Annotated in this window: 10 protein-coding genes; 4 read left to right on the top strand and 6 right to left on the bottom strand. The window is 73.2% G+C overall.

All coding sequences use genetic code 11. The features are described from left to right. Window positions 1-122 precede the first annotated feature (122 nt). The 3 genes from AB0H32_RS15665 to AB0H32_RS15655 all read left to right on the top strand — a co-directional run bounded on the left by AB0H32_RS15665 (window position 123) and on the right by AB0H32_RS15655 (window position 7,103). Window positions 123-1,151: a MoxR family ATPase gene (locus AB0H32_RS15665; RefSeq protein WP_361119737.1), complete on the top strand. Its 1,029-nt coding sequence runs from the start codon at window positions 123-125 to the stop codon at window positions 1,149-1,151. Then, on the top strand, window positions 1,141-5,940 hold the full coding sequence (locus AB0H32_RS15660) for an SAV_2336 N-terminal domain-related protein (protein WP_361119735.1): 4,800 nt from the start codon (window positions 1,141-1,143) through the stop codon (window positions 5,938-5,940). Before AB0H32_RS15665 ends, AB0H32_RS15660 begins: the two co-directional genes overlap by 11 nt. A 125-nt stretch (window positions 5,941-6,065) precedes the next feature. Then, complete coding sequence (locus AB0H32_RS15655) at window positions 6,066-7,103, top strand: rod shape-determining protein (protein WP_361119733.1); 1,038 nt, start codon at window positions 6,066-6,068, stop codon at window positions 7,101-7,103. Window positions 7,104-7,314: 211 nt separating this feature from the next. On the opposite strand, the gene AB0H32_RS15650 is transcribed toward AB0H32_RS15655, so the two are convergent. Continuing rightward, the gene (locus tag AB0H32_RS15650) at window positions 7,315-8,289 is read right to left on the bottom strand and encodes an anti-sigma factor RsbA family regulatory protein (RefSeq protein ID WP_361119731.1); all 975 of its coding nucleotides are present in this window, start codon (window positions 8,287-8,289) and stop codon (window positions 7,315-7,317) included. Between the two features lie 125 nt (window positions 8,290-8,414). Between AB0H32_RS15650 and AB0H32_RS15645 the strand changes: the two genes are divergently transcribed. After that, the gene (locus tag AB0H32_RS15645; RefSeq protein ID WP_361119729.1) at window positions 8,415-9,098 is read left to right on the top strand and encodes an ANTAR domain-containing protein; all 684 of its coding nucleotides are present in this window, start codon (window positions 8,415-8,417) and stop codon (window positions 9,096-9,098) included. Window positions 9,099-9,475: 377 nt separating this feature from the next. On the opposite strand, the gene AB0H32_RS15640 is transcribed toward AB0H32_RS15645, so the two are convergent. The 5 genes from AB0H32_RS15640 to AB0H32_RS15620 are packed head-to-tail and all read right to left on the bottom strand — an operon-like array spanning window position 9,476 to window position 15,911. After that, window positions 9,476-10,396, bottom strand: a complete 921-nt coding sequence (locus AB0H32_RS15640) for a hypothetical protein (protein WP_361119727.1) — start codon at window positions 10,394-10,396, stop codon at window positions 9,476-9,478. Then, a complete protein-coding gene (locus AB0H32_RS15635; RefSeq protein WP_361119725.1) occupies window positions 10,393-11,565 on the bottom strand; it encodes a ferritin-like protein in 1,173 nt (390 codons plus the stop codon). Before AB0H32_RS15635 ends, AB0H32_RS15640 begins: the two co-directional genes overlap by 4 nt. Further along, on the bottom strand, window positions 11,562-13,499 hold the full coding sequence (locus AB0H32_RS15630; protein WP_361119723.1) for a GMC family oxidoreductase: 1,938 nt from the start codon (window positions 13,497-13,499) through the stop codon (window positions 11,562-11,564). Before AB0H32_RS15630 ends, AB0H32_RS15635 begins: the two co-directional genes overlap by 4 nt. 4 nt (window positions 13,500-13,503) lie before the next feature. Then, a complete protein-coding gene (locus tag AB0H32_RS15625) occupies window positions 13,504-14,175 on the bottom strand; it encodes a hypothetical protein (protein ID WP_361119721.1) in 672 nt (223 codons plus the stop codon). Window positions 14,176-14,177: 2 nt separating this feature from the next. After that, the gene (locus AB0H32_RS15620) at window positions 14,178-15,911 is read right to left on the bottom strand and encodes a GMC oxidoreductase (RefSeq protein ID WP_361119719.1); all 1,734 of its coding nucleotides are present in this window, start codon (window positions 15,909-15,911) and stop codon (window positions 14,178-14,180) included. Window positions 15,912-16,041: the final 130 nt, after the last annotated feature.

Genomic DNA, 16,041 nt, shown 5'->3' with positions numbered 1-16,041 from the left:
CCGAGCCGTCACCCGGCCCACCCGACCCCGTCACCCGGCCCGCATCACCCGCCCCCCGCCCTCGCTGTCCGACCCCGCCGCCCGACCCCGTCGCCCGAGCAGCCCCAACGGAGATGGAACCCATGCCCCTGTGGCCCGTGTACACCGGCACGAAGGAGCCGCACGACGGCATCACCGAGCTGCCCGCCCCACCGCCCTGGCGGGCCTTCGACGGCGGCCCCGCACTGGACACCCCCGCCGACGGCGCCGACACCGCGGCCACCTCCCCGGACCGCACACACCGCGCCGCGACGTACCGGGCCACTCCGCAGACCGTCCAGCTGGTCAACGCGGCCCTCTATCTGCGCCGCCCGCTCCTCGTCACCGGCCCGCCCGGCACCGGCAAGTCCTCCCTGGCCTACGCGGTGGCCCGCGAACTGAAGCTCGGTCCGGTCCTGCGCTGGAACATCACCAGCCGCAGCACCCTGCACGACGGCCTCTACCAGTACGACCCCCTCTCCCGCCTGTACGCGGCCCGCCAGGCGGCGGCCCATGCCCCCGGCACCGGCACCCCGGCCTCCGGCATCGAGGACCATCTGCGCCTCGGCCCCCTCGGCACCGCCCTCCTCCCCTACGCCCGCCCCCGCGCCCTGCTCGTCGACGAGATCGACAAGAGCGACCTCGACCTGCCCAACGACCTGCTGAACGTCCTGGAGGAGGGCCAGTACGAGATCCCGGAGCTGGTCCGGTCGTCCGGCGACGAGAACCCACGGGCCACGGTCATGATCGACGGCACCCACACCCGCGTCCCCGTCGAACGCGGTCGGGTCCGCTGCCGTGCCTTCCCCTTCGTCGTCCTCACCAGCAACGGCGAGCGCGAGTTCCCGCCCGCCTTCCTGCGCCGCTGTGTCACCCTGCGGCTGCGCCAGCCCGACGACTCCCTGCTCGCCGACATCGTCCGCGCCCACTTCGACGGCGAACCCGACGACCACGCGCAGGCCCTGATCCACCGCTTCCTGTCCCGGGTGGGCGGCGGCGACCTGGCCACCGACCAGCTGCTCAACGCCATCTACCTGGCCCGCTCCTCCGACCTGCCCGCGGACTCCCTGGACGACCTGGCGGAACAGCTCATGCCGTACCTCGGCGAGGCCCGGCGTCCCGATGCCTTCTGACCGTCCCGGCTCCCCGGACCCGCTCGCCCGCCTGGCCGACGTACTGGCCGGGGCGGCGGGCGGCACCCGCCCCACCCCGCTGGAACTGGCGGAACTGCTGTGGCTGGCAGGGCAACTGGAGCCGAGGCAGGAGGAGCGGCAGGCCTCGCCCCCGGAGCCCGCCCCGCCCTCGCCGGATGCGCCGAAAGCACCGGACGGGCCGCAGGCTGCGGACGTCTCGCGGCAGCGACCGACGACACCCCCGGCAGAACCCCCCACCGCACCGACGCCGCCGGACCCCGCCCGGGCCGGGACCCGGGAACCGCCCCGCACCCCGCTCCACCTCCCCTCCCCCGCCCCCGGCACGCACGCCGCCCTCCTGGCACCGGCACCGCCGATGCTCCGCCACCCGCTGGGGCTGCAACGCGCCCTGCGCCCCCTCAAACGCCGTACCGACGCCCCCAGCGGACACCGCCTGGACGAGCCTGCGACGGCCGACCGCATCGCCCGCCTCGGCGCCGCCCCCGAGTGGTGGCTGCCGGTGCTGCGGCCCGCCCGGGAACGCTGGCTGCGGCTGAACCTGGTGGACGACACCGGCCCCACGATGCCCGTCTGGCGCCCCCTGGTCCGCGAACTGCACACGGCGCTGGCCCAGTCGGGGATCTTCCGCACGGTGACCCGCCTGCGCGCCGCCCCCGACGGCACGGTCCACGGCCACGGCGCGCACACTCCCGCCGACGGCCGCACGGTCACCCTCGTGATCAGCGACTGCATGGGCCCGCAGTGGCGGCCGGGCGAGGCGGGGCGGCGCTGGAGCGGCACCCTGCGCCGCTGGACCCGGCAGATGCCCGTCGCCGTCGTCCAGCCGCTTCCCGAACACCTGTGGCGCGACACGGCACTGCCCGCCTCCCCGGGTCTCCTGTCGGCACCGCATCCGGCCGCGCCGACGGCCGCCCTGGCCTTCGCGCCGTACGACGCGGCAGCCGACGGCACGGACGGCGATTTCACCGACGGCGTGCCGCTGCCCGTGCTGGAGCCGGATCCGAGGTGGCTGGCGAACTGGGCGGGCCTGCTGACCTCGGCCGGCGGGGCCGCGTACCCCGGCTCGGCGGCGCTGCTGGGCCGGCCCCCGGACCCGCGGACCCGGACGGATGTCTCGCTGCTGTCCCCCGAGGAACTGGTGCTGCGCTTTCGCGCGGCCTCCTCCCCGGCGGCGTTCCGCCTGGCCGGTCACCTCGCCCTGGGCCGCCCCGACCTGCCGGTGATGCGCCTGGTCCAGCGTGCGGTGGAGGCCGACCCGCGCCCGCAGCATCTGGCCGAGGTGATCCTGAGCGGCCTGCTGACGTCGGTCTCCGGCCCACCGGGCTCCTACGCCTTCCGGCCGGGCGTGCGGGACCTGCTGCTGCGCAGCCTGCCCCGCTCCTCGAGGGGCCGTACGACGGAACTGCTCGCCCGGGTGGGCGGGTTGATCGAGGAGCGGGCCGGGGCGGCACCCGGCGACTTCCCGGCGGTGACGCCCGCGCCCGGCGGTGCGGGAGAGGCGGGAGCCGACGGAGAGGCGATCGCGACCGTCCGGCCGGAGACGGCACGCCGGCTGACCGGCCAGACCCCCCGGCCGGCCGGGCTCTACGGCGCATACCGGCTGGTGCGACGGCTGGCCCCGGGCGCGAACGTGTGGCTCGGCGAGAGCGTGGAGGATGGGGAACGAGTGGCCTTGCGGCTGCTGGAACCGGCCACCGACCCGACGTGCCGGGTGGCTTTCCTGCGGGACGCGGAACGGCTGCAGGAACTGTCGCACCCGAACGTCGTGGCCGTCCGCGCCTTCGGGTTCGAGGGCGACGTCCCGTACCTCGCCATGGAGCATCTGGACGGCATCGCCCTGAAGTACCTGGCGGTACGCAGCGGCTACCTCCTGCCGCCGCCGTTGGTGGCCTCCGTGGGAAGCGGGCTCGCCCACGCCGTCACGGCCCTCCACGCGGCCGGCGTCACACACGGCGGGCTCGGCATGTCCCGGATCCTGCTCCTGCCCGACGGCACCGCCAAGCTCGCCGTCGTCGAGCCGGGCCGTACCTCGCAGCCGGACGGGCGTGCCGATGATCTGCGCGCGCTGTGCGAGGTGATGCTGCGCCTGACCGCGGGGACCTCCCGGCTGACGCTGCCCGTCCGGCCGCAGGATCTCGGACGTGTACCGCTTGCCTCGCAGAGCGTGTACGCCCACGCGTTCAACCTGCTGATGGCGCCCTCGCTCCACACCCAGGCGCAGGGCGCGGGCCTGCTCACGGACGAGGAACTGCTGCTGCAGGCCCGAGAGGCGTACACCAGGCGTTCCTACTACGTCCTGGGCCCGCTCCGTGTGGAAGTGCCCGGCCGCACCACGGAGTTGGCCGGGCTCGAACAGGCCGTTCTCGCCATGCTGTTGCTCAGGCACGGCCGCGCGGTGACCCACGAGGAACTCAGAGCGGGTCTGTGGGGTCCGGGTGAGGAGCCCGAGGACGGCCATGGCGTTCTGGTCCGGATCGCCGGCATGCTGCGGTACGCCCTGGGCCCAGGCGTACTGGCGGCGCTCCCCGACGGCTACGCCCTGCACACCAGCGCCGACCGTCTGGACCTGGCCCACTGCAACGACCTGGAGAGGACGGCCACCGCCCTGGCCGGCCGGGACCACCCCCACCGGGCGCACGAACACATCACGACGGCACTGGGCCTCTGGCACAGCGGCGGCCCCCTCCCGGGCGTCCCCGGCCCGGCGGCCCGCACCGCCCGCGCCCGCCTTCTCCAGCTCCGCCTCGACCTGTACCGCACCCGCGCCGAACTCGACCTGGACCTGGGCGAGTACGAACGCGCGGCCACGGAACTCGACGAACTCGTGCGCGCGCACCCCTCCCACGAGGACTACCGCCGGCTGCTGCTGATCGCGCTGCGGCAGCTCGGCCGTATCGAAGAGGCGCTGGAGGTGTACGAGGAGTACGAGTGGTCGGGCGGCGCGGATCCCGCCCTGCTGGCTCTCGGCCATGAACTGCGGGGCGAGTACAACGACTTCGGGGACCCGGGAGCACAGTCCACGGAATACGATCCGGGGCCCGACTACGGTGCCCTGGCCGCCCCGGACGAACTGCTGGAGGGTCCCTACCCCACCGAGGGCCCGTCCCTCCTCTACGGCCCCGACGACCCGGCCGAGGAGAGGCCGCTGCCGCAGGACGAGGTGCCGGAGAGCCTGTTCCCCGCGGAGGACATCCCCGCCGGACCGGTCATCCCGTTCTACGCCGTGGCCCTGTTCGAGTGCGCCGACGGGACCGGGGACGCGGACGACCGGGCGGCGCTGGGCCGGGCGGTCGTCCGGTTGCTGGTGGCAAGCGGGCTGGATCCGGCCGGATACGAGCTGGAGGCGTGGGACAACGGCTGGTGCGTGCGGCTCCCGCCCACCGTGCCGGAGCTGCCGTTGCTCGCCGTCACCCTTCAGGAGTTCACGGACCGGGTCGCCGAGACGGGTGGGCTGCGGTGGCAGGTGACCTTCCTCGGTCCCGGACTCACCAGGGAGGAACACGTCGGCCACCTCCTGGACGGGAACGGCGCCCAGGGCATCCTCTCCGTCTCCGATGCGCTCCGGGAAGCACTGCTCGCCGGAGGCCACAGGATCCAGGCGTTGGACGACATGGCCTTCCACGGCCCGGGCAAGGGCTGGCGCCTGTTCGCCCGCCCCCCTGCTCCCGAATGGGTCCACCCGGTCCAGGGCCCCTTCCGCCTTCCGGAGCGGGTTCCCCTCCCGGAGCCCGTGGGCGGCACCAGGGCCGTCGTGTACACCGCCTTCGGTACCGGGCCCACCCTCACCCGGCCGCCGGGAGCGACGTTCTACTACGAGGTCGGCCTCACCGAGCGACGGCTGGTGCTGGACGAAGCCGGACCGTCGGTCGACGGAATCCAGGTGTTCGAGGCAGCGGGTGCGGCTGTCTGGCGGATCTCCGAGCCGATCGACGCCGTCCGGGTCGGGGAGGGACACGCGGCCGGCCTCATCGTCCGGCACCTCGGCGACTGCCTGTACGACGTCTCGCACACCTACCCCGCCAGTGATCCGGCCCAGGCACAGACCGCGCTGAACGAGGGGCTGAGCGGGCTGCGGCTCGGCGGGCACACCGTACGCTGGGCGGTCTCCCTCTCACCCGTCCACGCGTACCGCGCGACCTCGCCGCCCTGGCGGCCCGACGAGGAACTGGTCGACGCCCTGCGCCGTGCGGACGCCGTCCTCCTCGGCTTCGACGGCACGCTGACACATCTGCGCACGGACACCGTGGACCTCGTGCACACGCGCCTGCCCGACGCCGCCGGCCGGTACCCCGACCCGCTCGACCTGCTGCGCGCGTCCACACACCCCGTGCCGGCCGAGCCGCTGGAGGCGGAGCTGGAGACGCTGGAGGAGGCCGCCGCCCATGAGGCGAAGCCCATCGAATACTCCGACCTGCTGGTACGCACCCTTGTCGCCGAGGGGAAGCGGCTGGCCGTGGTCACCGACTGTTCGGCCCGAGCGGCCACCGCCTACCTGGCAGGGCGAGGACTGCTGACCTGCCTGCCCGGCGGTGTGCACGGGCGCAACGGGCTGCGCAGCCCGCTGATGCCCGCCCCGGACCGCTTCCTCGCGGCCGCCCGGCAGCTCGGCCTCGCCCCGGACTGCTGTCTCGCGATCGGCTCCACCCAGGCAGAAGGGGACGCGGCCCGTGCCGCCGGGATGACCTTCGTGTACGTCGACGTCGGCCGCGTCGCCGAGCACACCTCCCCCGGCCTGCGCCCTCTCCTCAGGGCCGCCCGCTCCCTGTGAAACCCCCCATTCAGCCGCACCCCACCCGGCCCCCTCCCGCAGGCACGCCGCTCGAATCCCCCGGAGGATGCTGAGGAAGCCGCCATCCGGCCCCTGGCCCCGCCCTCTCGGGAGGATGATTTGCCGTGACCGTCAGTCTGGAGCAGCTGCGCCGATGCCACTTCGCCGTCGACGTGGGCGCGGCCCGCACCCGGGTGTACGTGAAGGGGGCCGGTCTCGTCGTCGACCAGCCCTCGGTCGCGGCCGTGAACACCCGTACCGGGGCGCTCATAGCGGTGGGCGAGTTCGCGCAGCAGATGACGGGGAAGACACCGGACTACATCAGGGTCGTACGGCCCATCAGCGGCGGCACGATCGTCGACATCGAGATGGCCCAGCGCATGCTGCGGCACCTGCTCGGCGACAAGGTCCGCCGCTCGCTGCGCCGCAAGCCCCGGCTGCGCGCGGCGGCCTGCACCCCGCACGACGCCGACCCGGTGGCCCAGCGGGCGACGGTAGAGACACTGGTCGGGCTGGGCGCGCGGCGCGTGGAGCTGGTGGACACGATCATGGCGGCGGCGGTGGGGTGCGGGCTGCCCATGGACCAGCCCGAGGCAACCATGATCATGGTGTGCGGGGCGGCGGCCACGCAGGTGGCCGTGATCTCCCTCGGGTACATCGTCACCGCAGTGCGGATCCCGGTCGGCGGAGAAGCCGTCGAACACGCGATCGTGCAGCATCTGCGGCAGAAGCACGCGCTGATGCTGCCCAGCCAGTCGGTACGGCCGCTGCAACTCGCCCTGTCCGTGAACGGGCTCGCCCCGCACGGGCCGTCCATGACGGTGATCCAGGGGCTGGACGTGGCCACCGGGCTCGCCCGCAGTGTGCGGGTCGACACGGCGGCCATGCGCGACGCCATCCAGACGCCGCTGACGTCGGTCCTGGACGGCATCGGAAAGGTGCTCAGGGAGTGCCCGCCCGATCTGGTGGCCGATCTCGCCGATCGCGGGATCGTGATGGTCGGCGGCTCCGCCCTGCTGCCGGGCCTGGACGAGATGCTGCGCGCGGCGACCGGCGTGCCGGTGTGCATCGCGGAGCGGCCCGACGTGTGCGCCGTGCAGGGGCTGGGCGCCATGCTGGAGGGCCTGGTCGAACCGCTGCTCCTCGAACGGCTGTCCGCCTGAGGCTGCCCGGCGTCGGCGGACGGTGCCGAAGGACGGCGCCGGCGGGTTCGGGTCGGACACGGTGCCGGTGGACGCCGGTCGGGCAGTGTCGGCGGGACGGTGCCGGTGGATGCCGGTCGGACGGTGCCGGTGAGTGTCGGTCGGACGGTGCCGAGGGGACGGTGCCGGTGGGACCGTGTCGTGGTGGGTGCCGTTGCGGGGGCGCGGGGCTTCACCGTGCGAGGTAGGTCCGGATGGTCGTGCCGCCTGGTCCGGTGTGTGTGCGCACCAGGTCGGCCACGAGATTGACCAGCAGCAGGCCGCGGCCGCCGCGCTGGTCACGGGCGGCGGGGCGGCGGCCGGCCAGCGGGTCGGTCAGGCGGCCCCGGTCGCGTACCTGGCACAGCACGTACCCGTCCTCGGCCCACACGGTGAGCGCGCCCGTCCCGCCGCCGTGCAGCACGCTGTTGGTGGTCAGCTCGGCGGTGATCAGGGTCAGGTCCTCCAGGCGCAGGCCGAGGAGGCCGAGCCGGGCGCCGTGCTCGGTTGCGAGGTGCCGGGCGGCGGAGAGGGAGCCGTCGTCGAAGGTGAGGGCGAGCACACCGGGTCCGGTGCCGGGGGTGGGCGGCAGCGGCTCGTTGCAGCGGGCGACGACGTCCTCGGGGGCGTAGGTCTCGCTGGGGCGGTGCCCGGTGGCGCCGGGCGGGATGACGGCCGGGTGGGTGGCGTGGGCGTCGGCGAGTGCCCGTGCGCCGAGGCGGGCGGTGTCGTAGGGGCACAGGACGGTGGCCCGGCGGCCCTGGAACGCGGTGTTGATCAGCGCCTCGTGCTGGGCGCAGGCGGGGTACTCGGCGGCGGTGCGGTCCGCCCAGACGGGCTCGCCGACGATGTGGACCCGCAGGCCGGGCGGCTGGGCGTCGGCGAATGCGTGCAGCACACCGGGGATGATCCGGCCGGGGTTGCGTCCGGCCTCGCGCATGTCCAGGAACCGTACGGCGTCGGCGTCCGTGCCCAGCGCGTCCCGGATCAGCCGCAGGTTCTCGCCGGGGACCGCGACGGCTACCGGTTGGCCGGCGGCCAGCGCGCCGCGGACGAAGGGCACCGTCCCTGCCAGGTACTGCCCGGTGTCCTCGTAGAACAGGGCTGGGTGGACGAAGGGCTCTGCCGGTCCGGCCGTCGGGGGCCGGGCCGGTCTCGGGACACTCACGTCGTCTCCCGGCTTCGCAGGAACACGGGTGCCCAGTATGCGCCTTGACCGTCCGGCGCCGGGTGTAGGCCCGGGTGCTCAGGGCAGGCGAAGGGCGAGTCAGGAGGACCCGGACAGGGGGCGACATGACCTCAGCGGCACGAGCACCGCACGGCGGACGGCTGGGCGCGCTGGTCGTCGGCGGCCGGACCGAGGAGGGCCGCGCTCTCCTCGACGCGCACGGTGAGCTGGTCCTCGGCTGCACGGACACGCTGGCCGCGGCCCTGGCGGCCCTGCCGGCGGACGTCGGCCGGGTCGAGCTGGACGTGACGGGGGTGTCGTTCATGGACACGGCGGGCCTGGAGTTCCTGCACGTGCTGGGCGCGTACGGCCGTCGGCGCGGGGTGCCGGTCGCGGCCACGGGCTGGCGGGGCCAGCCTCGCCGGATCCTGGAGCTGGTGGGCCTGGACGCCGTCGATCCGCTGCGCACCGCGCCGCCCGGCGGGCCGCCCGGCCGCATCGCCTCCCCGGTGGCCCGGGAGCGGGCGGAGCAGCTGCACGGGCTGCGCGTGGAGATCGAGCAGCTGCGCCGCGCGATCGTCTCCCGACCGGTGATCGACCAAGCGCGCGGCATCCTGATGGCCGCTCACGGCTGCAGTGCCGAACAGGCGTGGGACATCCTGCGGGAGACCTCCCAGCGGTCCAACACCAAGCTGCGCGACGTGGCGGCGGCGGTCACCGCGAGCACGGCACCGGACGGCCCGGTACCGCCCGGGAACCTGCGTGCGGCACTGCGCGCGGCGGTGGCCCGCCACACCCACGGCCGGTGATCAGTACGGCAGGATGCGCCCCGAGGGCGTCCTGCGGTCGATCTCCTGCCCGCGCGGAGCGGCGGGCCGACGACTGACACGTACCCGGATGCGACGGTCCATGACGTCCTCCTCCTGCCGGCACCGCCCGATGGCGGCTCCTTGTAGGAGGTGCGTGCCCCGGACACGGCATGTCCAAGCCAGGTCGGGGCCAAGTCGTGCATCCGGTCGCGATGTTGACGACACGGGCGGGGTGCCCGGCCGGGCTCCGGGCGGGGCAGGCCGTGGACGAGGACGGGAGCGGGTCCCGGCCGCGCCCCGGCGGCCGCGGGGCGGGGCCCACGGTCACGCCGGGCGCCGTTCCGTGGTCGTGCCGGTGTGCCGACAGGGCCTGGGAATCAGGTCGTTGCGACCCAGTAGGGCCGGTTCTGGGCCGCCACCGGGGGCGACTGGTAGACCCACGCACCGACCGGGTTCCTGCCCTCGATCAGGTCGAGGAAGGGCTTGCTCCGGCCCTGCTGGGGATCGGCCCGGCCCAGGGTCAGCCCGACCGGGTCGGAGCCCTCGCTCAGGTCGTACCAGGCGTACGGCGCAAGGACGTTGAGCGGTGCCGCGAGCGGGCGGTGGTGCGGGCTCGTGCCCTCCTTGTCCACCCGCCTGCTGCCGTACTCGGTGAACGGTGCCGCGCTGACCGGCTGGGCGGACAGACCGCCGAGGTCGGCCTCGAAGGAGAAGTAGGTGTCGGCCGGGGAGTAGGAACCGTCGGCCGCAGCCGTGCCGTACCTCCCGCACACCACCTTCCACCGGTCGACGGCCTTGGGGTCGGCGGTGGTGGCGTTGGGCACCGGAAGGGTGTACTGGAAGCCGGCCTTGTGCTTGGGCTCGTTGAACAGCTGTACGCCCGCCGTGATGGCGATGTCGTTGTCGCACGCCACGTGGATGCGGCAGAACCCGAGCGTGCGGGTCTGGTCCTCGCCGTGCGCGTACTGCGGGTACGTGAGCCTCGGCACCCGGGCGGCCTCGGCCGTGGCGTGGGCTACCACGTTGAGTTCGATCTCCTGGGTGACGGCCGTTCCGCTGCCGAACTGGGAGAAGTACAGCTGGTAGTTGAACGACAGGCACACGCTGTCCTCGAACACGGCGGGCGACAGATGCCTGCCCGCCGGGTCCTCGTGGAGCAGGGCCTCCACCGCCTGCCGGGAGCCGGCGTCGTGCAGCAGGTAGTCGAAGCCGATGTTGGTGAAGGCGCCGTAGAAGAAGGGCAGGGTGAAGCCCTCGGGGAGGGGCGGGAGATCGTGCCCGGCCGGCTGGTCGCTCATCGCGTGGACTCCTCGGTGGTGGAGGTGCGGTGCGCCCGGATGGTTGCGGCGGCCTCGGTGTGCGCCGCCTCGAAGTACTCCCCCACGAGTTCGAAGGTGGGGGCTGCGTGCAGGCCCCGCGCCGCCAGGTCCGGGTCGGGGTAGGGGTTGCGGTAGAGCCGCTCGGAGAGGTCGCGCAGTTCGAGCATCACCGGGACCGCGTACCGCATGGCGAGCGGGGAGCCGGTGAAGGCCAGCTCCAGCAGGGTGAGCAGGTAGGCGTAGCGCTGGTTGAAGGACTGGGCGTGCCGTCGGACCTGGGAGCCGGCCGGGTAGTCCCGCACCTTCGCCGACCCGTGGATGGCGTACGCGTCGTCCCAGGTGACGTCGATGAGCGGGCCGCTGGGCTCGGTGCGCGGCAGGTCGTACCTGCCGTACCGGCGGCCCACCCGGATCTCCTTGAAGCGGAAGTAGTGGGCGACCTGGCGCTCCTCGCCGAAGACGGTGTCGTCGCTGTCCCAGATGGTGCCGTCGGCTCCCTCGCCCTGGTCGCTGATCACCTCGACGGCCAGGAGCGCGCTCTTGAGGTCGGTGACCGGGAACACCTCTCCGCCCGAGTTGTAGAAGTCCTCGGGGCCCACCTGGCGTTCCGGGGGGCCGGTAAAGATGGTGCGGCCGGCTGCCCTGCCCTCCTCGTGGTCGCGCTGCTGTTGCCTCTCCAGCCGGATCAGGGCCTGGCGGATGAGGTCGTAGAACTGTCCGATGGAGGTCCAGCCGGTCTGCCCGGGCCGGGTGGGCACGAACGAGCGGGGGCGCTCGATGAGCATGAAGGTCTCCAGCGCCCGGGGCGAGAAGTGCTGGAGCGGGATCTTCGGCAGGCTCGGGTCGCTGAACGGCAGTTGTGCGGGGTATCCCGCGACGAACCGTGGGTGGGCGACGTCCGGGGTGCCGCCGACCGCGTTGAGCAGGTTCGCGGCGAGTGTCAGATGCAGCATCTCCTCCAGGAGGACACTGCGGATGGTGTCGTGGGCCTGGCGGTTGGTGCCCGGCTTGATGGTGTACATCCCGCTCATGTAGACGGGGATCGTCAGGTGTTCGACCTCCAGTGCCGCCTGGAGGAACATCCGCAGGTCGGCGACGCTCGCAGGCGGCTGGGGGCCGTTCTCGGAGAGCGCGTAGGCGGTGATCATCGGGTGCCCTCCGTCGCCAGGGTGACCGGCTGGTGCAGCTCGGCCAGGTCGCGGTGGATCCTCTCGGCGCTGCGCAGGGCGAGTGCGGCCATGGTGAGCGTGGGATTGCTGGTGCCGATGGAGGGCATGCTGCCGCAGCCCACGGCGTAGAGGTTGGGGTGGTCGTGGGTGCGCTGGTAGGAGTCGACCACGGACGAGCCCGGGCGGGATCCCATGATGTGCGTGCCCGCGCCGTGCCCGGCTCCGTGGTACGCCAGGTCCAGCTCCTCGCCGCCCGGTTCGGCCTGGTGCCTGAAGTGGCCCAGGGGGGCGACGCCGTCGTGCGGGCCGAGCTGGGTGAAGTCCTCCGCGCCGAGCGCGGCGAAGATCAGCTGGGAGACCTTGCGGGCGGCGAACACCCCGTCCCGGACCCGTTTGTCCAGGTCGTAGTGGAGGACGGGTTTGGGGTTGCCCACGCCGTCGCGGTGTCTCTGCGGATCGATGGTGACCCGGTTGGCGGGGTCGGCGTGCTGCTCGACGGCGATCTGCAGCTGGACCTGGCGGTTGATCTCGTCGCCCAGCCGGTGGCGCAGCTCCGGGCCGAAGACGCCCGCCTCCCTGATCTCGCCGTCGGCGTCGCCGCCGAGGCCCAGCATGGCGCCGACGTTGCTGAGGGGGGCGCCGGTCGCCCAGCCCCAGCCCCAGTTGCCGATCTCGATGCGGAACGGGGCGCGTCGGCCGCGTCCGGTGCCGAACCGGAAGCACTCCAGGCCGGAGGTGTGTCCGGGGCCGCGGAACGGTCCGACGGGCTCGCCCTCGGGCATCCTGGCCCAGGCCAGCATGGTGGGATGGTCCATGAGGTGGCAGCCGACGTAGCCGCTGCTGTTGGCCATGTGGGAGGCGAGCAGCAGCACCGCGTTCTCGATGGCGTGCGCCGCCAGGACGACGATGTCCGCCTCGGCGGTGTACGGGGTGCTCACGGGGGTTGCGGGATCGCCGTACTCGCGGAACTCCACCCCGCGCACGGTGTCACCGCGGCCCGGCAGGACCCGGCTGACCACGCAGCGCGTGGCGAGATGGACCGAGTCGGCGAAGTCCTGCTGGAGCCTGAGCGGTGAGGACTTGGCCTGCACCGGGCAGATCGGGGTGCAGCTGGAGTTGCCCACGCACCGCTCGCCGAAGTTGGGCAGTCCGACGGCTCCGCGCGGGCGGTATCCGTGGCCGTTCGCGTAGAGCGGGTTGGGGGTGCTGTTGCGGCCCTGCGGCAGCCCGTACACCTTCAGCGTGTAGTCGACGTCGGCCACGACGTCCCGTACGGTCCCGCCGTCGAGCCTGTCCTGGAACATCCAGTCCTGGTGGCTCCAGGGGATCTCCTCCATCGGGTACGCGTAGTCGTCGTCGGGTACGACCCCGAGGTGCCACTGGGCGTTCGCGTCGCCGGCGCAGCCGATGAGCAGCTCGGCCTCGCGGACGTGGCGCTCCAACTCGGCCGCGCTGAGCGGCCAGTTGCGCCCGTAGCGGTAGTGGTCGCGGGTGGCGTAGTCCTCCGGGTGCATCCGCGGTGTCGCGCCCAGCCAGTGCATCGCGGCGCCGCCGAGCGCGCGGACGTAGTCGGTGCCGTACGGCAGCGGGCCGGTCTGCACGAAGTGTCCGGTGGCGGTGTAGCCGGGCGGGTCGGTGCTGGGGTGCAGGTCGAGGACGTCCGGGAAGGGGGCTGCCGCGTTGGGCCGGTAGGCGGCGTTGGGCACCTTGATCACGGCGCCGGAGAAGGTGTCGACGGAGTCCTGGTAGCCGGCCCAGGTGTCGGTGCCGCCGTTGCCGGCCTCCAGGACGAGGACCCGCCAGCCCTGCGACCCGAGGTGCCGGGCGAGCAGGCTGCCGGCCCAGCCGCTGCCGACGACGATCACGTCGTAGCGACGGCCGTCGACGGCGGAACCGGTTGTGGTCACGGTCATCGCTTCACTCACTCGCTTCCTCGGGTTCCGCATCCGGCGGCGGGGCGGCGGCCGGAACGGCGGACGGGGCGACGCCGCGGGAGGCGCGCGGCCCGGGCAGCAGATGGGCGGGGACGCTGCCGGTCGCCACCTGCGGCAGGTACGCGGCCGGGGCGCACGCGGTCTGTGCCGACGGGTCCTCGGCGGCGGCCTGCAGTTCCTCCCGGATCTCCTGCTCGGTCGGCAGGTCCGGCGGCTTGAGCGCCCAGGTGCCGAAGCCGGGCGGCTTGGCTCCGGACGGGTGCCCGGCAAAGGTCCGCCAGACGAGTCCTTCGGGATAGCTGCCGGGCGAGGCGACGGACTCGGTGTTGGGCAGCTCGCGGCGCAGGGCCGCGTGGGCGGCGGGGGCGAGCCGCGGCCAGCCGCCGGTGTACCAGAGGTAGGCCAGCGCGCGGGCGATCTCCCGGTTGAGCGGTGAGAGCCGCATCGGTCCCTCGGGGGTCCCCAGGGCCTGCTGCCAGGCGTCGAGGAACGCCGCCAGAGGGCCCGCGCCGAGCTGACGGCGTGCGGTGTCGAGGTACAGCCGCGCCATGCCGGTGCCGTACAGGTCGTAGGTGGCGAAGCCGGTGAGGGGCATCGACAGTTCGACGAAGCGGCGCAGTTCGGGGTCGGCGGGGATGGTGTCGTCGGTGGTCATGCTCACCCCTTCGTCCAGCGGTCGAGCAGGTGGTCGGCCAGCCGCTGGGCCATGGCGACCGCGGCCAGGGTCGGGTTCCAGGAACCGGAGGTGGGGAAGGTCGCCGCGCCGCCCACGTACACGTTGGCGACCTGGTGCAGGCGGCAGTCGGTGGTGGTCACCGACTCGTCGGGGCTGTCTCCCAGCCACAGGGTGCCGGACTCGTGGACCAGGGCGTCCTTGAGCCGGCCGGGGGGAATCTGCGGCTTCCACGCACCGGGCCGCCCGTCCTCGGCAGGGTGCCAGTACTCGATCCGCGAGGCGCTCAGGCCGCCGGCGAGGATCTCCCGGACGACCTGCTGGGCCTGCTGGTCCATGGTCGCGCGCAGCCCGAGGTCCCTCTCGCCGGGCCTGAGTTCGAGCACGGTGTCGCCCCGCTCGGTGCAGACCCGGCTGCCGTGGGCGTCCTTGGGGCTGCTGCGCCATTCGCCCAGGCAGTGGACGAGGAAGCCGATGTGGTCGCGGCCGCTGAGCTGTTGCAGGAACTCCTGGTCGAAGGAGTCGGGGATCAGGCGGTAGAGGTCCGGGACGGCCGTGTCGGGCGCGGGGTTGGAGGCGCCCATCAGATGGATGTGGAAGTCACGCGCCTCGTGCGGTCCGCCGTCTCCCTCGACCCGGCCGCGCAGGTACATGCACGCGACCTGCAGCCCCTTGTCCTCCAGACCCGGCCAGGCCGCACGCGGTACCCGGGCCGAGAACCAGGAGGCCACGTGTCCGCCGAGGTTGGTGCCGGCGAACGGCGGCAGGACGTCGGCGAAGGAGTCCAGCAACAGCCCGGTGGGCTCGACGATGCCGTTGGCCAGCACCAGGTCGGTGCGTGGTCCCAGCCTGAGCACCCCCTGGCTGGTGGAGATCTCGGTGGCCCGGCACTCGGGCCCCGCCGCGCCGGCGGCCGGTGTGCCGTGCCGGATCTCCAGCACCTCGCACCCGGTGACGATGTCCACCTGCCGGGGGAAGGACTCTGCGAGCTCGATCAGCACCGGAACGGGGCTGAACTTGCGGTAGCCGAGCGAGGAGGTGGTCGCCCGCGAGGCGAGCGGCACCTCCAGATCCGGGGCCTGGATCCCGGCCGGGAAATGCCCGATGCCGCCGAGCTTCGCCATGAGCTGTTCCCGCAGCCACGGCTGGAACACCGTGAACTGTTCGCCCATATGACGGGGATGGACGGCACCCAGGAACTGGTCGGCGGAATCCCAGTAGAGCTCCAGCGAGTCCCTCACGGTTTTCGGCCAGTCGGGCATTTGCGCCTCGGTCGGCCGGGGAATCCAGGTGCTCCAGAATTGGGCGCGGCCGCCCAGGTACGGGATCTGCGGCGCGAGATCGAATGTCGTGCCGGCGGCGCGGCGCCATGGCCGGGCAACGGCGTCCTTCATCAGCCGCTGATATCGGGGATGAAGATTCTGTACGTGTTCAGGAAGGAGAAAGCTTCCCTTTTCGAGCACGAGCACGCGCAGGGCCGTGCCCTCCGTGTGCCTCATCAGCCGGTCGAGGACGGCCGCGCCGACGGCGCCGCCTCCGACGATCACGATGTCGTGGCCGACGGCGCTGACCTGCTGCAGCGTCTTGCAGTAGTACGTGGCGACCGGGTCACGGTCGGCCGGTAGGGGCGGGGCCGGCGCGCGCGGCGCGTCACCGACGTCGAGCAGGGTCGTCCCGTCCGCGTTCACCGGTGGCGGTTCGGAACCGGAACCTGGCATGGGCATACCTCCCTACGGCGGAGCCGCAGTAGCTTGCCGAAGGATTCTGCGCTGCCGGCGATCACCCGGCAATGCCTGTGGATAAGAGGTGATCAATTCGGTGAAACGTCCCGGCGCAGTCCACTTCCTG

Source organism: Streptomyces sp. NPDC020362 (assembly GCF_040642095.1).
GTDB lineage: Bacteria > Actinomycetota > Actinomycetes > Streptomycetales > Streptomycetaceae > Streptomyces.
This window is presented reverse-complemented; position numbering and strand designations above follow the sequence as displayed.